Raw genomic sequence first — 20,326 nt, 5'->3', positions numbered from 1 at the left:
GCCTCTTTCCATCATTCGATGATTCCGAGATTCTTCATCCGGCGCGTCCATTTTTTATAGGCTTCATTCTCCTGGGCGCCTTCCAGTTTACCGGCCTGTTCATAGGTTTTCCTGGCTTCTGTGTAACTGCGCTTCGGCTCTTCCTTCAGCTGCTGGATGTCGAGCTGGAGATTGCCAAGCTTCACATAAAGGGAGATGCTGTCTGGATATTTTTTAAGCGCCGAGGAGAATTGCTCGGCCGCCTGGGCATGGTTTCCCATCTCCTGGTGGATGGTGCCGATGCTGCCGAGAATGTCCTCCTCGTTTGGCGCATTCAGGTCCAGCAGGTTGTAGTAGTGCCCGATGGCGGCTTCGAAATCCTCATTTGCCGCCGTCACATCCTTTGTATTTACGCCGCGGCTGTAGTAGGCCTGCGCCAGCTTCTGCTCGAACTGCATTTCATATTTGAACTGCAGCTGCTCCTGGCCAAGCTGGTCCAGGATCCTGTCCGCCTTGTGGATAATGTCGATCGCTTCTGTGTTGGCGTCGGGAAGCTGGCTTTTATAAGAAAGATAGATGTTCGCCAGAGAATTGTAGTTTTCAAGCTTTTTCGCATCATTGGGCAGACTGTCGTTGAATTCATGGAATTCAAGGAGGTCGTCGGCGAACTTTTCATAGTCGACGCTGAGCGTTCCCATCGTAGCCGCGAGCGATTTGTAGTATTTCGCATCCGGAATCTTCTTTTCATTCACCATCTGGAAATAGCGTAAAGCCGTCGGATAATCGCGCTTGGCGTCGAAATAGGTCATCCCCATTTTGAAAAGGACAGCATCATTTTTATGGACATTGCCATACTTATCATTGATATACGCGCGAATTTTCTCGAGGCCGATGTCTACTTCACCGCGGTTCTGGTAAAAATCGAGCAGGTAGATGTACGCTTCCGGCCTGTGGCTGTCGACCGAGGTGATCGCCTTCTCCAGCAGTTCCGCCGCCTCCGTTTCCCTGCCCTCCATCAGCGCAAGGCTCGAGGAGCTCACGAGGCCCATATAATCCTGGAACTGCTCGTTCTTCATGCCGCGGTAGCCGAGCACCGAGGTGGTCGAGAACGCGAAAAACAGCACGGCAGGAATCAGGAACAGTCCGAGCTGCTTGATCAGCCTGTTTTTATAGCCCTGTGTCAGCCTTTCAATATGCTCAAGGTCATAGCTGAGCTCCTCGCAGCTCTGGTAGCGGTCTGCCGGCTCGGACTGCGTGCACTTCAGGAGGATGTGCTCAAGCCCCTCGGGAAGAGACGGGTCCCACTGGCGAATCGGCCTCACCTCAAACGGCGGCTCGCTCAGGCTCTTGCCGGTAACAAGATGGTAAAGCGTGACGCCAAGGCTGTAGATGTCGGTGCGGGCATCGGTCTGCTTGCCGGACAGCTGTTCTGGCGCCGCATAGCCTTTTGTGCCAAGGTTGGTCGTGTCTGTCGAATTCTCGCTCTTGTATTCGCGGGCAATCCCAAAGTCGATCAGCTTGATCTTTCCTTCCGGCGTGAGCATGATATTGTCCGGCTTCATGTCGCGGTAGACGATTGGGTGCGGCTTGCGGGAATGCAGGTAGCCAAGCACATGGCTGAGCTGGCGGGCATAGTCGATCACATCCACTGCCTTCAGCCTGCCTTCGCGGTTGAGCATTTCTTTTAATGATTCGCCCTCGATATAGTCCATCACCACATAGATGTCGCCTGCGGAATCGATGATGTCGTAAATTCTTGGCAGGGCGCCGTGGTCGAGCTTCTTCAGCATATTGGCCTCGACAACCAGGGAGTTGATCAGAAGCTCGTTATTGCTGTTGGCCCGCTTGCGGATATCCTTGACAACAAGCGATTTGTTAAGCCTGTTGTCCATCGCGAGATAAACGACGCTCATGCCGCCGCGGCCAATTTCCTTGAGGATTTCGTATCGTTCATCAATCACTGTGCCAATCTTAATCACGCTGTTTCCCCTCTTTTCTGCGTGCTGGACACCGCGATGACCGAGATGTTGTCGGTTTCCTGGCGGCCTTTTGCCAGCTCCACCAGCTCCACAAGCTTCACTTTTAGCTGGCTTTCACTGTAAAACTGTCCTTGCTGGAGACTTTCGGCGAGCTCACGGGCTTGAATTTCATGGTAAAAACCGTCGGTACAGAGTAAATAATAGGCCTGGTCCTCCACAAGTCCTTCCGTGATCGTGATGTCGAGGTTCTCTGTCGCGCCAATGCACTGAAGCAGAATGTTGCGCCGAGGGTCCCGGCGCGCCTGTTCCGCCGTGAGGTTGCCGCGCTCGACTTCCCTGGCAACGAGCGACTGGTCCTTCGTCAGCTGGGTGACGCCGGAGGAGATGGAGTAGATCCGGCTGTCGCCCACCTGGATGATGTAGCAGCGGGAATAGACGACCATTAGTGCGGACAAGGTGGTCCCAAGCTGGATGTTCCGCGCCTTTCCGTAGCTGAAGATTTTATCGTTCAGCGCGGTGATGCAGGTTTGGAGCCCGCTTATGATGCTGCGCTCCTGCTTTTCCCGGAGGAGGTTTGGCAGTTCCTGGTCGAACCAGTCCGACAATCCCCTGATGACGGTGGCGCTCGCCAGCTCCCCGTGCGAAAGGCCGCCCATGCCGTCGCAAATCGCGAACAGTCCGACCTCTCCCTCAGGAGTTTTCGCCGTTTTCATCAGCAGCCCATCCTGATTGCTTTTCTTTTTTATGCCAATGTCGGTGTGATAGGCCATTTGGAATGCCATCCTTCTTCCTCCTTTAAAACAGTCTTCTAAAACAAGCGAAATATATATTCCTCGTTTGCAAGTTTGATACAGTCTTCATGCCGTATTTTGATTTTCTGCTGTGGCTCTGCCTTGACGCCGTTGATAAAGCTGCCGTTCCTCGAGGCATTGTCCTCGAAGAAATACTCGCCATTCTGGGTTAAAAACAGGGCATGAACCCGCCCGATGACCAGGTTGTCCCTCGTATAGTCCGCCTGGAGCGGGTCGCGGCCGATTTTAAAAACGGGCTTGTCCAGGTAGATTTTTTCACCGTTGGCGGCCAGCAAATAAGGGGCGCTCATAGCAGTGCCAAGGACGGTGGTGCCTTCCTCCTCTTCCTGCTGGACGCCGAGGACGGTGGTGCCTTCGTCTTCGGGATATTGGGGAAGGTCTTCCTCTGCTTTAAAGCTGCCACTCAATGGTGACTCCTGCCTAGCCGTATTTTCGCTGGATTGCATGGAAGCTGCCGGGTCCCTCGTGGACTGAGCGGACCCTGACGGACGCTCGGTTGACTGAGTGATGGCTGACGGACGCTCCCTTGGCTGAGTCGCGGCTGACGGGCGCTTGCTTGATTGAACATCCTCACCGGTCTGAGAAGCATCTGACCTACCCTCGCTGAACTGGATGACCGCTGCCAGCGCACTCCCCGGGCTGTAGTACTTCGGCTCGCTTGTGAAGCGGTGGTGGTTCTGTTCAAACTGCAGGCCGGGGTCCAACGCCCATTCGCCAAGCTTGGCGGCCAGTTCTTCCGGCTCGATGCTGTCGCTCGACAGTAGATAGTTATGCAGCTTGATAAAGAAGCTGGCGCCGCTGTTTTCGTCATACGGAGCCACGGTGATGAGTTCCTGGATAAATTCTTTAAGTGATACCTTTTCAAAGGAATTATTTTTTACCGGAAGATAGATGAAAACTAATGCATTTGAAAAAGGATCAATAAAGACCTGGTTTTTGTTCATGACAAAACAGCCGGTGTCTAGGCCGGCCTTTTTAGCCTCCATCAGGGTTTCCGCGATGTTTGCAAGCAAGCTGTACAGGGAACTGCCAATAATGACAGGAGTATGCGCAAGGGCCGTTGCGCCAGCAAGGTCATAGCGGATGAACTTGTCCTGGATCGCGACGCAGGGCAGGATACCCGGAATCGAGCTGCGCTGCAGCCAGTCCAGCTTCGCCGTGTCGACCACTTCATGTGCACTTTTTTTATAAAATAAAAATTGGTTATCCAGGGTCAAGCTAACTTGTTTGATCATCATCATCCGACTCCATCACATTGTTGTTTGGCATGCAGAGCGCCTGGGCGGCGCCCTGCATGTTGATGCCTATTAAGATTACTGTCTAGCTCCTGCGGCCAGCGCCTAGTGGACTTCGCCCGCCTCCCTACGATAAGTCAACATCGAATCGCTACGCTCTTCGTGTTTCCTTTATCTCAGTCGCCGTGCTCCAGTCCATACGGCGCTAAACGGCCGCCTCCGCTTTTTTACTTAAACGAGCTCGCATTATTATTAATAGCTGTCTCAGCCTGGTTGTAGTTGGTTACGGTGTTGTCGAGGAATTTCGCATAGCTGTCGACCACCTGGCGATATTCTTCAAAGCGCGGTGCGAGGGCGTTGAAGTTGCCGCGGATGGTGTTGGACGAATCGGAATTCCATGTTGATGCCAATTGGTTCATTTCCTTTTTCATTTCCTCAAGCCTGATTGAAAGCTGCTGGTTCAGGGTGCGAATCTGGCCAGCGGTATTGCTCACCTCGCCGAGGGTAATTTTAATGCCTTCTCCTGCCATAGGTTCCACCTCCTCTTTATGTAATAGACTTGCAGGTTAGTTGGACAGTCTGCGTGCCTGGTTGATGACTTCATTCTGTGTTTCGCGGTATGTTTTCGCGCTGAGCTTCAGGAACTCGGAATACTGGCGCATCAGGGTGGTCATTTTGACAAAGTCATCCTGAAAGCCTTTGATCTGGCTGACATAGGCGGTGTTATCCGTCCCTTGCCACGCCGCGCCCATTCCTTCGACTTCGCTGAAAAGCGCCTTGTAGGTTCTCTCGTAGTCCGCCGCCTGCTGGTCAATGCGGTTGGCAGCATTCTCAAGCCGTGATGGTTCTACCATGATCGATCTTGACATTTTTTTCACCTCCTTAAAATAGGGGTTCTGCGTTCCTTGGATAAAATCAGGATTAAAACAGGGGAAATCAGGATTATCAGTGCGCAAATCAGGATTAAATGCAACAAAATCAGCATTAAATGCACCAAAATCAGGATTAAAAGTGCAATCTCAGCTAAATCTCCTTCCCCGCAGTCCTATTTTCACAAGAAGCAGCCCCGATTCCCTATATCCTCCGCAATTCACTCGATACGTTCCGGTATTTCTGCGCGGCACTCCGCAAACTGGAGGCGCATTGGGCCGAGCCGATGCCTTTAAACTCGCTTTGGATGCCCTGGGCGATGTCTTCGAGTTCGCGGGCGATGCTGTAGGACTCGGAGATAATCCGGTTCACCTTGCCTTTCATCTTGGCGTCCATTTTTTTCACTTCCATCGTTCTTCCTCCTTTAAGTCCGCACACTATGGGCTTGCTGCGCAAGATAGCGTTCATTGCGCTGCAGCAGGTTGGCGGTGTTGTTCAGGTAGGAGATGCTCTGGGTGATCCGGTGGTCAAAGGACGTGCTGAGGTCAGCCCGCAGCACATGGGTCAGCCCAAGGATGCCGGCTTCCCAGTACAGGCTGTCGATCATTTCGTTCAGGTGCGAAGTCCGCCGCTTCAAGTTCTGCAGGCGGTCGGCATAATACTTCAGCCGGCCGATGTCGACGGAAATCACGGGCTCCACGTAGGCCGCACTTGCGCTGCCCGCCGACATCAGCCCGGCAAGCCCGGCGACCAGCCCCGCAGCCTTTTTCGCTACATCATCAAAGAACGAATTCAGCCTGCTTTTCAGAGCCTGGTTCATCTGCTGCAGCCTCGCCACCAGCTTGATTGACTCGTCGCGCAGATAATTCGCCGTGCGCGCCAGCCCCTTGGCCGCGGCCGCCATGATGTAAGGCGTCACATTCTGCACGTAAATCGAGGCTTTTTTCAGTAAAACCGGATTGGTCATCGACGCGCCGAACACGAGCCCGGCGGTCAGGTAATTGATTCCGTCCCGCGACCAGTTCGCCCCTTTTTCCGAGCGTGAAAAATTGCCGTTATGATCAAAGCCGCCCACAGCCGCCAGTCCGTGCGTATAAAACGGATTGAACACCTGGAAAATCGAATCGCGCGGCTTCGTCCCTACAGTTCTATCCACATAGGGAACATATCCGAGCTGCGAAACCGGGTCGAGCTTGAACACGATGAATTCATTCCGGTCGCCTTTCAGCGCTTCCTTCTGCCGGTCGGACAAATCCCACCAGTACAGGGGCGCCGCATTGATCACATATGATTTCACATTGTCATCCAGGTTCTCGACAAACACATGGGAAGCAAGATTGCCGCCCTTTGAGTGGCCAAGCACGAGCCGTTCGCCGTCCAGGTCCCCCATGTAGTTGCGGTAAAAAGCGTTCGCCTCGTTCTGCTGCTGAATCGGGATGCCGACCCCGGCTTCAAGGTTGGACGACCAGTCTGTTTTCAGGTGGCCGAAGTTGCCCATCGATTCGCTGCCGCGGAACATTGCGACACTATTATCCTCCGAATCTTTGAAGGCGTAGCCGACAAAACCGGAGTCCGATTTTCCCTGCGAATTGTTCATTTCATTTGGGTTGAAATTTTCATACCCGACAAGTGTGACACCTTTTAGATTCGAATTTTCAAAGTTTCTGCTGGTGATAAAATCGTTCAGCGTATGGTAGGTGTCATCTTTTTCATCAAAATTGTATTTGGCTGTCTGCCAGATTTGCTCAAGACTCTTGCCTTCAAGACGCTGATTGTTCGGCAAATCCACATACGAGAGGGTCAAAAGGACATGCTTTTCTTCATCTGTCAGTTGATCAAGGGACATGCGCTCACCCCTCTATTGGTTCATAGTATTCTTTTATTTGCTCCGGACTTTGAATGTCGAGCAGATTGTCGATCATGATACTTCCATACACCTTCGCATCCAGGTTGGACCATGGCAGGTTGTTCACATTCGAGGTGCGGATATAGTCGGAAATGTCTTCGGATTCATCCACAAACCCTACGGTTACGCCATAGCTCTCGACGCCAAGCTCCTTCAGCTGCTGCTGCAGGGAGTAGATGCCTTCGAGGTACTCATCCACGTTCGGCTCGCCGGCCGTCTTGATTCCGATGTTCAAGGTGACGAGCGCTTCCTGGTTGCTTTTAAAATAGTCTTCCACATGCATATCGATCATCTCGGAGCTGTAATTGTCACCCTGGACATACAGCAGTGTTTTGAACTGGGCATCGCTGCCAAACTCTTTGGCGACAGCATTGCTGTACTTTTCATCCAGCTCGTTCGACCACTTGGCGAGCGGGTAGCGGTCAAAAAAGCCGCCTTCCTGTGTTTTGCTTTCCCCTGCCAAAAACACAAGCTTGTCATCTCCCTCCGGATGGGCGACGATCTGGTCCTTCCCGTACATGTCCGGGAACAGGTCACTGCCTTCCTTGCCGCCTTCAACCTCAAACTTGCTGTTATACTTTTCTTCCAGGTAGCTGACAATCTCACCTTCTGACTGCATGCAGCCGGTCCCCCCAATCATGACTAAAATAATGATAATGGCGATTCTTGCTAGACCCATATAGCACCCTTCCTACTCTTTCTGGGCGGAGGCTTTAGTGCCCGGCCCTTTAAATCAGCATCAATTTCGTCCCGTTGGCGAGCCTGTTCTCGCCGACCGTTGAGTTGATGTTTAAAATTTCCCCGTTGCTGCGGTCGCAGAGGATGGTGTCGGGAGTGGCCGCAAAATGGCCGTCCGACAGCTCCGTCAGCGTCCCGGCCAGCAGGTGGAGCACTTCATACAGCTTGCTTTCAAGCGGCAAGAACACGTCAAACTCCTTTTCCGCTGCCGGAACATACACCTCGACCAGCACCTTATCCATGAAACCTCACCTTCCTTCACCTGACATCCGCGGGCTTCCGGCTGCCACTGTACAAAAGCCGTCGCCGCATCTGCCTATCATCGATGCATCTGACTGTTACACATGAAACATGAACCTCCTCATTTCACCCGTGAAAGACAGCCTCCTCATCCACCTCCAGCGATGTCGCGAGCATTTTGACAAGCACCGGCTTGCCTTTTACGACTACATAGCCAAAGCCTTCGGGAACTTCGCCGTACATATCGGTGGAGATTTTCGCCTTGAGGATGAACTGGTCGGCGATGCCGCTGCCGATCCAGATAAAATCGCTGAGCGATACATGCTGCTTGAACCAGCTTTCGAACGAGTAGCCGCTGATTCTGTCGCTGCTGTCAGACAGGAGCACATGGACATTGAGTCCGCTGCCTTTTTCAAGGAAGACCTTGAGCTTATCCTGGGCATCAGGCGACAGGGAGAGCAGAAGCTCGCTGTACGCGTGGATCAGAATGGTGATTTTATCAAACAGTAGCGGCTCAAGTCCTTCCGCCATCCGGTCCTTGTTCGTATTGTTGCGGTACACAAGCTCATGGAACAGCTGCACCACCTGGCTCTCAACCTGAGCTGGCTGCGCGGCATACTCGTATATCCGGTTTTCGTCGGAAACAAACTGCTGGCTGCCATCAAGGACGATGACCTTTCCGTCCTGCAGCGTCGAGAGTGCTTCGGCCGCGCCTTGCATGAACGGCGCTGTCAGGTCGCTGCTTGTGGCAGCGGCGACGGAAATGTATTCATTTTTCACATCAAACCGGCTGACAGCGAGCGAATTCTTTTCAATTCCAACCGCGAGGCGGCCCCTGCGGTCAAGCAAATCGCCCTGCAGGTACTGAGCGTCCACTTTTTCCGGAAGGATCGGCACCCTCTTTGCTACGGGGCCATTCCACGAAGCTGCCAGTTCGCGGCAATAGTCGGTGATGAACTGGTACATATTGCTGGTCTCCCTGGTGATCAGGGAAGTCTGGAATTCATAGGCGGCATCTGTTTTAAACACGCCGCGGCCCTTGAATTTGGACGGATAGACGCCGTCGGTGCTGCCGAGGATTCCTGAATACTCGGACATGTCGTTCAGCTGCAGCACGTACAGCTGCTTGAAATTCTGCAGCAGGCGGTAGCGGACGGCGCCGGTATTGCTTGCAGTAAGGATAAAATAAATTCCGTATTTTACGCCTTCGCGCGTCAGGAAGGAAATCTGCTCTTCCTGGCTTTCGTACATTTCCGCGAATGCCGAATAGTTATGGATCACGACAACAGTGGACGCAAGGCCTTCCTCCGAAAGCTTGTTGTAGGTCATAAAGTCGCCGCCATACATCCCGAGAAGCTTTTTGCGGGTGTCGATTTCGTCGGCGAGCATTTTCATCAGATTGCTGATTTTTTCGCTTTCATGCGAAAGAATCACATCGCCAACATGCGGCGCTTCGCGGAACCAGCTCAGTGTCTCCGCAGAGAAGTCGAGCAGGTAAAAATTCACTTCCTCCGGCGTGTGCTCTTCCATCAGCGAATAAATCATCGTTGCGATCATCGTCGTCTTCCCGCCGCCGGCCACTCCGTAGATGATGCCATTGCCGTCCCTTGTGATCGGCATCTTCATCACCATCTGGCGCTGGTTCGCCGGGTCGTCGTATTCGCCGATGACCGGGTTGAGGATGAAGTTCTTCGTCCTCGCAGTCGGTGATTGCATTCCGGTACCCACCGCAGTTTGCATTTCGGTTTCCGAGGCGGCAGCCACTTCGGAAAGCGCCTGCTGCTGCTCAAGGCGCGGAGCATATTTAGTCTTTAATTCATCCAGATAAATCCGCGCCGGAATCGGCTCCAGCCACAGCTGACGAACCGAGATGCTTTCCTGTTGTGCCAAATGGGCGAGATAATCGGTGATTTCGTCGATCTGCTTCGGCGGATTCTCGGCGATGTTCTTACGGCGGTCGATGCGCGCGCTTTTGACGACGCGGCCCAGTTCATCGATGACGACGATGCTGTCATCCTTCGACTTTTCGACCTTGTCGGACGGATAATACGGAGCCCCGGCCCAGGCTGACTGGCCAAGCTCGAACAATTCATTGAACCCGACCTGCAGGTAAAAGCGGCCTGTTGTCGACAGCTCGGCTGCGTCCGGGCGCTTGATCACTTCCATGGAATCCGCTTTTTCCTGGACTTTAAGCGAAATCCGGAATTTGCTGTTGCTCCAGATCTGGTCATCGACGACACCGGAAGGCTTCTGGGTGGCAAGGATCAGGTGGACGCCAAGGCTTCGCCCGATCCGCGCCGCGGAAACGAGCTGCTCCATGAATTCCGGCTGCTGCGACTTGAGTTCGGCAAACTCGTCGGAAATGATGAACAAGTGCTGCAGCGGCTCGGTGACAAGTCCTTCCCGATATAGTTTCTGATATTTGTAGATATCGATATTGCTTTGGTCCAGGTCACGGCCTGTCTGGCTGAAAATATTCTGGCGCCGCTTCAGCTCGCTCTGGATCGAAATGAGCGAGCGGTTGACTGCGGCTCCGTCGAGGTTGGTGATCGTTCCGGCAAGATGCGGCAGGTCGGTGAACGCATTCGCCATGCCTCCGCCTTTATAGTCGATCAGGATGAAGGCGACTTCGTCCGGATGGTAGTTGACCGCGAGCGACAGAATGAACGTCATGATGAATTCACTCTTCCCGGAGCCGGTCATCCCGGCAATCAGGCCGTGCGGGCCATGATATTTTTCATGAAGGTCAAGCTTGAACAGCTCCCCGGAGTTGTCGACGCCGATCGGCGTTTCGATGCTCACGGTCGGATTGTTTTCCTTCCAGCGCGTCAAGGCATTCAGGTGCTCAATCTTCCCGACACCGAACATTTCGAGGAAGGTGAGCATTTCCGGCAACACATACGCTTCCTGGGAAACGGCAAGCTGGATGTTTCCAAGCGTGACAGCCAACTCCTCGGCGTCTTCCTTCAAACCTTCTGCGTGAAATCCTATGTATTTGCCCGAGATGTCGTCTTTGTCGTAAATTTTCGACTCCCTGCCATTCACTTCGATGACATTGCAACATTCCTTCGGCAGGTTTTGCAGCTCGTCGTACAGAGCAATCAGGCTGTAGCCTTCAATGCTTTTATCTTTTAACAGCAGGTTGACCAATTCCGCCTTGGAGGCGAGGCTTTTGCTCATCGAGAGCACCACGGTATGCTGAGGCTGCTCTCCCTCAGCGGCGATCTCTTTTTCAAAATAAGCGGAGAGCTCCTTCGCCTCGCTTGGATCGGTGGCGATGAAGCGGACGTTATGGCTGTCATTCCACACATGCGGCAGCCATTTGACAAACTTCCAGTCCTCCTGCTCGCTGTCGTCATACAAAAACACCAGCTTCAATTCGTCATAGCTGTGCAGCGAGGCAAGCTGGAAAATCAGGCCTTTGACGAAGTCTTTGACTTCCGGTCTGCTGCCGATGATGCCAGTGATCCGGTCTTCGATGAGCGACAGGGTGACCGGGACGTTTTTCAGCACTTTCGGCGCCGAAGCCAGCTCGTACAACTCGTCCTGGAGATTGTCGTCTTCAAGCTGGAATTTTTTCTCCGGATAGCGGATGTCGGCGTTCAGCGGCAGATTCCCGAGCCCAAGGCGGATTTTCAGGAAGTCGTCCTGGCCGATGCCCCGCTCCCACAAGTTCCGCTCGCGGTTTTTGATTCTGCCGATGCAATTATCGAGCGTCACATGGTTCTCATGGAGAATCTCGCTTTGGTAGGTACATTCCTTCTCGATCACGTGTTTCATTTCTTCCAGGTAGGCCGAATACTTTTCCTGGCGATGCTTTTCCTGTTTGAGCCTTTTCTTCTTTTCATACTTCTTCGTTAGAATCGGCCAGAGAACGGTCCCAATCAGCATCGAGATGCTCATCACCAGCATCGGCAGCGCCATCCTCATATCGCCGTTGTTGCTCGTCACATTCTGAATCATGATCAGGGCGGTGAACAGTGACGCCATCCCCATCGTGACCGACGGCCCAATCAGGAGCGCGAGCGGCGTTTCATCCGGGTTCGGCTGCTGCGGCGGCGGGTCGATTTTTATCAGCGCCGTTGAGATGTCGCGCTTGAATCGGGGCGAGCGGTAAAACAGGCCTTCCTTTTCGGGAGGCGGCCCGAATTCCTCCAGCTCTGTTTCTTCTTCGATGACCGGCTTTTCGGGCAGGAATGGCTCAAGCGCGCGGCTATCAAGAAATACCGCGCCGTGCGGATTGTTCAGGCTTAGCAATCGGCCGTTGAAGATGATCTTCAGGCCCATGATCAAAATCACATCGCCAACCTTTAGCTGCTTTTCCTTGATGGCCTCGCCGTTCACATACGTTCCATTCGAAGAGTCGAGGTCCCTGATGACCGCTTGTCCATCCGGAGTATAGTGGATCATGCAGTGTGAACCGGACACCAGCTTGTTGGAAAAACAGATATGATTTTCCTTTGAGCGGCCAATTTTGATGACATTGGCAATCGCCGTATGCTTTGTATATTGGTTGCGGCCCTGTGTTGGCGGCTCCACATACAGAAGGGCTGAAGATGACTGGGGATGTCCCCGGTGAATGGTATAGGTTTTGAAAGGCTCAAGCCTTGTTTTGCCGAGGATTTCCTGCTGCTCATTTTTCAGGCAGGCATGTTTATTGGATTTAAGATGCCATTGCCCGTCCTCTGCCTCGACGGCCATCAGCTCCATTGGATTCCCATCCTCGTCCTCGGTGGTGAGCACATACCTTCCGGTTACCCGCTCCGGCAGGACCAGGTTGAACGCTTTGTCCCGGTCAAACAATGTCAGTATCACAATCAATCTCTCCCCGCTGGCCAATGTATCCATGCTGCTGCCCAGTTTCCCACGAAGCCTGGCTTTTTGCTCATTCTGCGTATTATGTAAAATGCAATAGATAAAAATGAATATTCAGTGAAAATTGGCTCTTAGTATATAAATATCTTACAATATCCACCAGTCGAGGCAAACACTACCCGGGAAAGTTGGATAAAGTTAGGTGTATAGTCCTAAATTACCCGCTTTAAAATGGAATAAACTTGATATTTTATAGGTATTTTTCGACACCCCCGCACGAAAATGGTCGAAAAGTTGCAGGATAATAGTAGCTCTATCCCGATATTGATAGGACTATTTTCAGAGGTTAGTGACCGGTCCAGGTGAAAATCGGTGCTGCCGGTCACCTGGAGAGAGGATTAGTGACCGCACAAACAGGAAACCGGGGCTGACGGTCACCAACAAGACCCGGCCCGGAACTCCCATCTCCCCAAAATAAACAAAGCGCGCACCATCTGCTTTTACCTGGCAGATACTACCCGCTTTGTTCTTGGCTCTTATTTGTTTCCAATGGTACTTGCTTGCCTGCTCCCTGTCCTTTTCTACTTCACAGGCTCTCCTTCCCTTTCTTCTTTCCGGTACTTTAGCTTTGTGGCTTCTCCCCCCCTAAGGTGGCGGATCGATTTATGGTAATCGAGTATTTCCTTTACTTCATTCGCAAGCTCCGGGTTGATTTCAGGCAGTCTTTCCGTCAGGTCTTTATGGACTGTACTTTTGGACACGCCAAACTCCTTCGCGATGACGCGAACCGTTTTTTTCGTCTCCACGATATACTTTCCAATCTTGATGGTTCTCTCTTTGATGTAATCGTGCACACCACTCGCCCTCCCTAAATTGGATGTGAGAAGTGTGAAATGAGACCCGCTTACCCTCGTAAACTACTGATTCCGCACAAAGGAACTTGTGGTGCGGCAGAAGGCCCGGCCTTCTTCACCTACTGCAAATAATCATGTCTCCGGCTGAATTCACATACTCTGCAAACGACTCCTCACCTCAAACACTCTCTTTGACAGGTTTGTAACCATTCTATTAGCTTGGATAAGGATATATGCACAAAAAACACAAGAAGGACAACGAATCATCAAATTTATTCAGAAAATTTACTCATTTTAGAAGGAACACCAATCACTTCATCTCCCTAAAGAGTGCCTGACCCCGGGTGCGGTGCAGTGCTAAAGGGTGCCTGACCCGCGGTGGGTTAATGCTTTATAGGGTGCACCCTTTGAGGAGGTCGGCCCAGGTGGTGTGGCCGCGGTCTTTGAAGTGGCGCAGGAGTTCCACGAACAGGTAGGCGGTGGTGAGGGCGTCGCCGAGGGCGCTGTGGCGGTCGTAGATCCTCGTTCCAAAGGCCATGGCATATCGTTCAAGGTCGCGCATATCGTACGAGGGGGCAATAAAGCCGATCATGTTGAGCGTGTCCAGGGTTTGCAGCCCCTTCAGGTTCTTGTTTCCCCGTTTCAATTCATGCTTCAGCACGAGGCTGTCGAAGCTGACATAATGGCCGACCAGGCAGGCGGCCTGCCGCGTTTCCACATAATCAAAGAAGGAAAGAATCGCCTCGGATGCCTCAGGCGCCTGTTCGACTTTTTCCATCGAAATCGACGTCAGCTGCGTTATTTCCTGAGAAATTTGTCGTTTCGGGTTCACATAGGTCTGGAATACATCCTCTTCGATGACCTCCATCCCTTGTACATGGACCGCCCCGATTTCAATCAGTCGGTCCTCCCCAGCCACCTGGAATCCGGTCGCTTCTGTATCAAACACCACAAATGACAGCTCCTCGACCGAAGTAGACAACGGAAGACCCCCGTAAGACACAGGACAGTGGATGGTTTTACGCTGAAAGAACATTTCTGCCTCCTTGACCAAAACTATGAATTTACACTAATTTCACATTTTCATTTTTCTTTTACAAATCTTTACACCAGCTTTATTAACATTAGTACCATGGATAAATAGAATGATAGTTGTGATAGATACAAACACACAGTAAGGAGCTGGGGAACTTTGGATCGCAGATTATTTTTAACATATGTGGGAAGCAGTACAGCTGCATTGGTCGCTGCCTCTTCAGGAATTGGCGCGCTAACCGGGCACGCAATGACAGCCAACCACTTAATGGATGGAAAGCCTTCAGGGAAGGTAAAGCCCCTGACGACGCCATTCAAACCGCTGAACCGTACATGGGAAAACGACTTGGTGCTTCCAAATGGCTATACATACAATATCGTCGCCTCCTATGGAGACAAAATTAACTCCAAGGGTGAAATATTCGGGGATGCAGCCGACCTGACAGTCTACTTTCCGATTGACAGCCTGCAGGGCGGAACGAATTCGGAGGAAGGTCTGATTTGGGTCAACCATGAATTCCCTGAGCCGGAAAACTACATGCAAATGCTCGGAATCAATCCTGCAAACTTCAAGAAAGAAAATCTCGCAAACTATCCCGATCTTTTAAAGCTGGAAAAAGAAGCGGTCGGCGGTTCCGTCATTCATGTTAAAAAAGAAAACGGCAAATGGAAACTGATTCAGGATGATAAGTACAACCGCCGTGTGGACGGCACAACCAAAATTGAACTGACAGGACCGGCGCGCGGCAGCAAGGCTGTCAACGGCGCAACCTCTGTGGAAGGCTCCCTCGGAAACTGCAGCGGCGGGCGTACGCTGTGGAATACGGCGCTTTCCTGCGAGGAAAACACCGAGTACGGCTCCTCCTATGGATGGCCGAACTTCGATAATTCCCATTATGGCTGGGTAGTCGAGGTGGATCCTTTCGACCCAAGCAGACCAGTCCGCAAACATACAGCTCTTGGCCGCTTTGCCCATGAAAATGCAGCGATGGGCCTGACCAAGGATGGCCGCGTCGTCGTATACATGGGAGATGACAAAGGCGATGAGTGCTTCTATAAGTTTATCAGCAAGAAGAAGTTCAACCCGGGCAACCGTGAAGCAAACTTCGATATCCTCGAAGAAGGCACCCTGTATGTCGCCAACCTTGGCAAACAGCAGTGGATTGCTCTTGACTATGCAACAAATACTGTTCTGCAAAACCAGTTCGACGATCAGGCGGATGTTCTCGCCAATGCCCGCCTGGCAGCGAAAGCAGTCGGCGGAACGAAACTGGACCGTCCGGAAGATGTTGAAATCCATCCGCATGACAACAGCGTATTCCTTGCCCTGACCAACAACTCTGGACACGGGAACTTCCATGGCCAGATTGTCCGGTTTGCTCCTGAAAATGAAGATCATGGAAGTGACAATTTTACATTCGAAGTGTTTATCGCGGGCGGTCAGCAGAGCGGCATTACCTGCCCTGACAACCTTCACTTCGACAGCAAGGGCAATCTTTGGGTCGTTGAAGATTTCAGCGCAACCGAAGACAATGTCTATGCAGCTTATAAAAACTGCGGCGTCTTCATGATTCCGACAGACGGAAAGAATTACGGCGAGCCGCACCAGTTCGCTTCCGGCCCGCTAGGCTGCGAAGTGACCGGACCTTGGCTTACGCCTGACGAAACCACATTGTTCCTGGATGTCCAGCATCCTTCTACCTGGAATCCGTACCCTGGCCAGTCTTTCGGGCGTTCCTGCCTGGTAGCCGTTCAGGGCGGGCACTTCAAGTAACCTAGTGTTCCCTCCAGAGGTGCAGGCACCCCCCTCTCGCCTGCACCTCTGATTTTTTAATGATGGAAGGAGATTTCCCATGATCCTGGTTTGCCCCAAGCATGTAAAAGAGGCTCTGAAAATGATGGACCTCCCGCACGTTCAATCCATCAGCGAACAGGAATTTACCGGCCAGGAAAAAAGCTGCCGGATTTGCTGCAATCAGGCGAAATATAAGCTTTTCAATTACACACAGCAGCGAATCATGACAAAACAAGCGATTTAAAGGAGGCAACAGCATTGTTCCAAAACATCGGCGTACCCGGATTGATTCTCATCCTTGTGATTGCGTTGATCATCTTCGGCCCATCGAAGCTGCCCGAGCTTGGCCGCGCGGTCGGCTCCACTCTCAAGGAATTCAAGAAATCGACCAGGGACCTGGTTTCTGATGATGAGCCCGCCAAGGATAAGGCTTCATCGAAAGAGGTTTCCCACTAAACCAATCAAGCTGGATACAGGCCATTGCCTGATAAAAGATGCCGGACCCCCTCCCCGGCATCTTTTTTATAGCGGAAACCTCGCAAACACCATGCTCTGCAATTCGCCCAGGGTCCTCAGGCTGAGAATCAGCTCATCTTTCTCCCTGGTGGATAGGGCGGCAAACTGGAGGACCGTTCCCTTTCCTTCCCAGCGCATGCGTATATATAAGGAGAGAATCTGGCTTGAGGCGGCTTTCAGGTCGGCAGCGAACGCCGGGATCAGCACCCCTTTTTTCACAAGCAACCCGGTTTTCTCCACCGGCGTGCCGCCCAGCACACCATGCAGCAGCGCAAGAATCTGCAGGCTGTGATGATACGGAAACAGCACTTCTTTTTTCATGTCGATGCTTTTCCGGCCGATTTTAAACAATGAGCGGATTGGCTGGTCCAGCTCGGGAATGACCTGGGTGCGTTCCTCCTGGGCAAGGCGGAACAAAAAGATTTTCGAGCGGCCCAAAAGCTCCCTGACACCTTCCTCCAGCTTCCGGGCAACGTCCTTGTCCCCGGCGACAAAGCGGTAAGAGAAGAAGTTCTGTGCCGCCAGCAGGTTTTCATTGGTCGACTGCAGCATCCACTGCCGCACCCGGTCCTGCCACTGCCCAATCGACCCGCGCCACTCTTCCTCGCTTGCCATCATCCTCCCCTCGCAGCGGGCATAGCCCGCCTTTTCAAACAATCTCGTAATCTCGCTTCCCAGTTTTTTAAAATAGGCAGGATCACCGCCCTCTCCATAGACAAGGAAGTGATCCTGGTCGGTGAGCATGAACTGCTCGCCTCGCCCGCTAGAGCCCATCTGGAAAAAGGCGAACCCGGCATCCCTTCTGCCCAGATTTTCAGCAGCAAGGTCCACAATCCGCGCCACCACACGGTCGTAGAGACTTGTCACCACATCAAGCAGGGTGAAAACCGGCACCTGCTCCTTGATGAGCGTATCGGTGATTTCATAGATCGCAGGTTTGATTTCCTGGAGCGTCGCTTCATCGCAGGCTTCGATTCTTTTAATCGTACTAAGTACACCGGCATTTTTTTTACGGAATAAATCGGACAATGTGACAATCCCTATCGTCCGGGAACCATCCACCACCGGAAGATGCTTGATCCCTTTCAGCAGCATGTCGGAAATCGCTTCATAAAAATAGGCGAAGCGGGAAACCGTGACCGGCGCCGGCGTCATGACCGCTTTCGCCGGGGATGATAGGTGCTCTCCCCTGGCGACGACCCGCTGGACGATATCGCGCTCAGTGATGATGCCTCTTAGCTCGTCCCCCTCCATCACCAGCACCGAGCTGGTGCGCTGCTCCGACATCAGCCTTGCCGCTTCCTGGACAGCCGTCTCCGGAGCGACCCTAGCCAGGCTGGTGGTCATGATATCCTGCACCCTTAAAATAAGCGAATCTTTTTCGCTAAACGCGCGCGCGAGCTTTACCTGCTCAGCGAGGGAGCCGTAGACATCCTTGAGCCGGACCGAAACCTGCCCGAGCAGATAGTCATGGACATTCTGGTCCTCCCATCTTTTTTCCAGAACCGAAAACGGAATCAGCAGGGCCTCCACTTCCTCGACTGTCCGCACTTGCACGGTATGGGAAGGCTTTTCATCGGGCGGGGCGGCGCCAAGGAAGCTTGCCAGCGAAGAAAATCCGATCATCTCGCCTTTCTGGACCACTTCGAGCACTTCGCCGCCTTCGACCGTCACCTCGGCTACTCCTTTTAAAAGAAGCATCAGGCCCTGACGCGGCGCTTCCGCTTCCAGCATCGTTTCGTTCCTGCCGTACGTTTTCAGCTCGCACTCCGAGACAAGGGAAAGGGCCGTGCTTTGTTCCAGCCCCTGAAAAAGGGGATGGAACTGCACAGCCTCCAGCAGCCTTTTATAATTTGGCGGATTCATCGGTGTTCATCCACACGTCGCCATTTTTATAGGTCATCTGCTCAGGATAGCGCAGGTCAAGCACTTCTTCCTGAAGCTTCTGCGATGGAGCCGGCGTTGCCAGCGAGACGGCAATATTGGTCAGGAAGGCCGCAGCCGCACCAAATACGCCGGCTCCTGTATCAATGATGCCAAGAATCGTGAATCCGCCGTACTTGGCGGCGAAAATATAGCCGAGTGTAACCGCCAAACCGACGAGCAGGCCGGCGATGACACCTTGCGAATTGGAACGCTTCCACCAGACCCCGAGCACGAGCGCCGGGAAGAAGGTTCCGGTCGCAATCGCGAATGCCCAGGCAACAATCTGCGTAATCGCTCCCGGCGGATTGAGCGCGATCAAACCGGCAAGCAAGGTCGCGATGACAATTGACCAGCGCGCCACCGAAAGACGTGTTTTCTCCGTTGCATCCGGCTTCCACACACGGTAAAAAATATCATGTGCGAACGATGAGGAAATGGCGATCATCAAGCCGCCCGCTGTCGACAGGGCCGCCGCCATCGCACCGGCTGCCACAAGGCCGATGACGAACACGCCAAGGTTGGCGATTTCCGGTGTCGCCATGACGACGATGTCATTGGAGATGATCAGTTCATTCCACTGAAGGACGCCGTCGCCATTGCCGTCGGCCAGCTGCAGCTTCCCGGTGTCAATCCATGATTTTGTCCAGGCAGGAAGGTTCGTGATTTCGCTGCCGGCGATTTTCGTCATCAGGATGAAGCGGGAGAATGCCGCATAGGCAGGTGCCGACAAATACAGAAGTCCGATGAACAGCAAGGCCCATGCGCCCGACCAGCGCGCCGCTTTCATCGTTGATACAGTGTAAAAACGTACAATAACGTGAGGCAGACCGGCTGTTCCGCACATGAGCGTGAACATCAGCGCAAGGAACTGCCACTTCGTTCCGTTTGTAAATGGGGCAAAGTATTCGGAAATCCCGAGTTCACGGTCGAGCTCGCCCATCTTCCCGACAAGTTCCCCATAGGATAGCCACGGCAGCGGGCTGTTGGTCAATTGCAGGCTCATGAAAATAACGGGAATCAGATAGGCGATGATCAGGACGACATACTGGGCAACCTGGGTCCAGGTGATTCCCTTCATGCCGCCGAACGCCGCGTAAAAGGCGATCAGCACGACGCCGATCATCGTGCCCAGCTTGGCGTCGATTTCGAAGAGGCGGCCGATGACCACGCCAGAGCCTGACAGCTGGCCGATGGAATAGGTGAACGAGATGATAATCGTACAAACGGCCGCAATGACGCGGGCTGTATGGCTGTCGTAACGGTCACCGATGAACTCCGGCACCGTGTAGCGCCCGTATTTTCTGAGCTGTGGGGCAAGCAGGAACGTCAGCAGCAAATAGCCGCCCGTCCAGCCCATGATATAGGCCAGGCCGTCATAGCCGAGAAGCATGATGGTTCCGGCCATCCCAATAAACGAGGCGGCGCTCATCCAGTCGGCGCCGATCGCCATTCCGTTGAACACCGGCGGAACCCCGCGGCCTGCCACGTAAAAGTCGGATGTCGCCCTCGCCTTGTTGTAGACCGCTATCCCGATATAAAGTGCAAACGTTGCTAGAATAATAGATAATGAGACCATAAACTGTGTATCCAAACGCGCTCCCCCTTACTGGTACACTCTATTTTTTG

General features: G+C 52.9%; 17 protein-coding genes. 3 read left to right on the top strand and 14 right to left on the bottom strand.

Going from position 1 to position 20,326, the window contains the following annotated elements; all coding sequences use genetic code 11:
- Positions 1-11: 11 nt before the first annotated feature.
- The 12 genes from WQ57_RS05755 to WQ57_RS05700 all read right to left on the bottom strand — a co-directional run bounded on the left by WQ57_RS05755 (position 12) and on the right by WQ57_RS05700 (position 14,464).
- A complete protein-coding gene (locus tag WQ57_RS05755; protein ID WP_046522790.1) occupies positions 12-1,958 on the bottom strand; it encodes a serine/threonine-protein kinase in 1,947 nt (648 codons plus the stop codon).
- On the bottom strand, positions 1,955-2,740 hold the full coding sequence (locus tag WQ57_RS05750; protein WP_046522789.1) for a PP2C family protein-serine/threonine phosphatase: 786 nt from the start codon (positions 2,738-2,740) through the stop codon (positions 1,955-1,957). Before WQ57_RS05750 ends, WQ57_RS05755 begins: the two co-directional genes overlap by 4 nt.
- A gap of 26 nt (positions 2,741-2,766) precedes the next feature.
- On the bottom strand, positions 2,767-4,008 hold the full coding sequence (locus WQ57_RS05745) for an FHA domain-containing protein (RefSeq protein WP_052948651.1): 1,242 nt from the start codon (positions 4,006-4,008) through the stop codon (positions 2,767-2,769).
- A gap of 224 nt (positions 4,009-4,232) precedes the next feature.
- Positions 4,233-4,535, bottom strand: a complete 303-nt coding sequence (locus WQ57_RS05740; protein WP_046522788.1) for a pore-forming ESAT-6 family protein — start codon at positions 4,533-4,535, stop codon at positions 4,233-4,235.
- 36 nt (positions 4,536-4,571) lie between these two features.
- Positions 4,572-4,874, bottom strand: coding sequence for a WXG100 family type VII secretion target (locus WQ57_RS05735; RefSeq protein WP_046522787.1), 303 nt, complete (start codon positions 4,872-4,874; stop codon positions 4,572-4,574).
- A 205-nt stretch (positions 4,875-5,079) separates the two neighbouring features.
- Positions 5,080-5,286: a hypothetical protein gene (locus WQ57_RS05730; protein WP_241481488.1), complete on the bottom strand. Its 207-nt coding sequence runs from the start codon at positions 5,284-5,286 to the stop codon at positions 5,080-5,082.
- Between the two features lie 13 nt (positions 5,287-5,299).
- The gene (locus WQ57_RS05725; RefSeq protein WP_046522786.1) at positions 5,300-6,721 is read right to left on the bottom strand and encodes an Mbeg1-like protein; all 1,422 of its coding nucleotides are present in this window, start codon (positions 6,719-6,721) and stop codon (positions 5,300-5,302) included.
- A gap of 4 nt (positions 6,722-6,725) precedes the next feature.
- Positions 6,726-7,460, bottom strand: a complete 735-nt coding sequence (locus WQ57_RS05720; protein ID WP_046522785.1) for a hypothetical protein — start codon at positions 7,458-7,460, stop codon at positions 6,726-6,728.
- Positions 7,461-7,509: 49 nt separating this feature from the next.
- Complete coding sequence (locus tag WQ57_RS05715; RefSeq protein WP_046522784.1) at positions 7,510-7,761, bottom strand: hypothetical protein; 252 nt, start codon at positions 7,759-7,761, stop codon at positions 7,510-7,512.
- Positions 7,762-7,885: 124 nt separating this feature from the next.
- Complete coding sequence (gene essC, locus WQ57_RS05710) at positions 7,886-12,574, bottom strand: type VII secretion protein EssC (protein ID WP_046522951.1); 4,689 nt, start codon at positions 12,572-12,574, stop codon at positions 7,886-7,888.
- A gap of 581 nt (positions 12,575-13,155) precedes the next feature.
- Positions 13,156-13,428 carry a sporulation transcriptional regulator SpoIIID gene (gene spoIIID, locus WQ57_RS05705; protein WP_046522783.1) on the bottom strand — a complete coding sequence of 91 codons (273 nt, stop codon included), beginning with the start codon at positions 13,426-13,428 and terminating at the stop codon, positions 13,156-13,158.
- A 391-nt stretch (positions 13,429-13,819) separates the two neighbouring features.
- Positions 13,820-14,464 (bottom strand): 3'-5' exonuclease, encoded by a 645-nt coding sequence (locus WQ57_RS05700; RefSeq protein WP_046522782.1) that lies wholly within the window; start codon positions 14,462-14,464, stop codon positions 13,820-13,822.
- 156 nt (positions 14,465-14,620) lie between these two features.
- Here WQ57_RS05700 and WQ57_RS05695 point away from each other — a divergent pair, with 156 nt between their 5' ends.
- From WQ57_RS05695 to WQ57_RS05685, 3 genes are all read left to right on the top strand, one after another.
- Entirely contained in the window at positions 14,621-16,237 is a 1,617-nt protein-coding gene (locus WQ57_RS05695) for a PhoX family protein (RefSeq protein ID WP_046522781.1), read from the top strand.
- Between the two features lie 79 nt (positions 16,238-16,316).
- Positions 16,317-16,502: a hypothetical protein gene (locus tag WQ57_RS05690; RefSeq protein WP_046522780.1), complete on the top strand. Its 186-nt coding sequence runs from the start codon at positions 16,317-16,319 to the stop codon at positions 16,500-16,502.
- Positions 16,503-16,516: 14 nt separating this feature from the next.
- On the top strand, positions 16,517-16,714 hold the full coding sequence (locus tag WQ57_RS05685; RefSeq protein ID WP_046522779.1) for a twin-arginine translocase TatA/TatE family subunit: 198 nt from the start codon (positions 16,517-16,519) through the stop codon (positions 16,712-16,714).
- A 66-nt stretch (positions 16,715-16,780) separates the two neighbouring features.
- Here the strand turns inward: WQ57_RS05685 and WQ57_RS05680 are convergent, their stop codons facing one another.
- Together WQ57_RS05680 and WQ57_RS05675 are read right to left on the bottom strand one after the other, a co-directional pair.
- Positions 16,781-18,640 carry a DUF294 nucleotidyltransferase-like domain-containing protein gene (locus WQ57_RS05680; RefSeq protein ID WP_046522778.1) on the bottom strand — a complete coding sequence of 620 codons (1,860 nt, stop codon included), beginning with the start codon at positions 18,638-18,640 and terminating at the stop codon, positions 16,781-16,783.
- Positions 18,621-20,291, bottom strand: a complete 1,671-nt coding sequence (locus WQ57_RS05675; RefSeq protein ID WP_046522777.1) for a sodium:solute symporter family protein — start codon at positions 20,289-20,291, stop codon at positions 18,621-18,623. The genes WQ57_RS05680 and WQ57_RS05675 overlap by 20 nt, the downstream gene beginning before the upstream one ends.
- Positions 20,292-20,326: the final 35 nt, after the last annotated feature.

This window comes from Mesobacillus campisalis, assembly GCF_000986785.1.
In the GTDB taxonomy this organism is placed as follows: domain Bacteria; phylum Bacillota; class Bacilli; order Bacillales; family Cytobacillaceae; genus Mesobacillus_B; species Mesobacillus_B campisalis.
This window is presented reverse-complemented; position numbering and strand designations above follow the sequence as displayed.

Coding starts and splice junctions, on each gene's coding strand:
- WQ57_RS05730 (WP_241481488.1), bottom strand. CDS start 5,286: ATGGAAGTGAAAAAAATGGACGCCAAGATGAAAGGCAAGGTGAACCGG.
- WQ57_RS05720 (WP_046522785.1), bottom strand. CDS start 7,460: ATGGGTCTAGCAAGAATCGCCATTATCATTATTTTAGTCATGATTGGG.
- WQ57_RS05740 (WP_046522788.1), bottom strand. CDS start 4,535: ATGGCAGGAGAAGGCATTAAAATTACCCTCGGCGAGGTGAGCAATACC.
- WQ57_RS05700 (WP_046522782.1), bottom strand. CDS start 14,464: ATGTTCTTTCAGCGTAAAACCATCCACTGTCCTGTGTCTTACGGGGGT.
- WQ57_RS05725 (WP_046522786.1), bottom strand. CDS start 6,721: ATGTCCCTTGATCAACTGACAGATGAAGAAAAGCATGTCCTTTTGACC.
- WQ57_RS05680 (WP_046522778.1), bottom strand. CDS start 18,640: ATGAATCCGCCAAATTATAAAAGGCTGCTGGAGGCTGTGCAGTTCCAT.
- WQ57_RS05735 (WP_046522787.1), bottom strand. CDS start 4,874: ATGTCAAGATCGATCATGGTAGAACCATCACGGCTTGAGAATGCTGCC.
- WQ57_RS05750 (WP_046522789.1), bottom strand. CDS start 2,740: ATGGCATTCCAAATGGCCTATCACACCGACATTGGCATAAAAAAGAAA.
- WQ57_RS05715 (WP_046522784.1), bottom strand. CDS start 7,761: ATGGATAAGGTGCTGGTCGAGGTGTATGTTCCGGCAGCGGAAAAGGAG.
- WQ57_RS05745 (WP_052948651.1), bottom strand. CDS start 4,008: ATGATGATCAAACAAGTTAGCTTGACCCTGGATAACCAATTTTTATTT.
- WQ57_RS05690 (WP_046522780.1), top strand. CDS start 16,317: ATGATCCTGGTTTGCCCCAAGCATGTAAAAGAGGCTCTGAAAATGATG.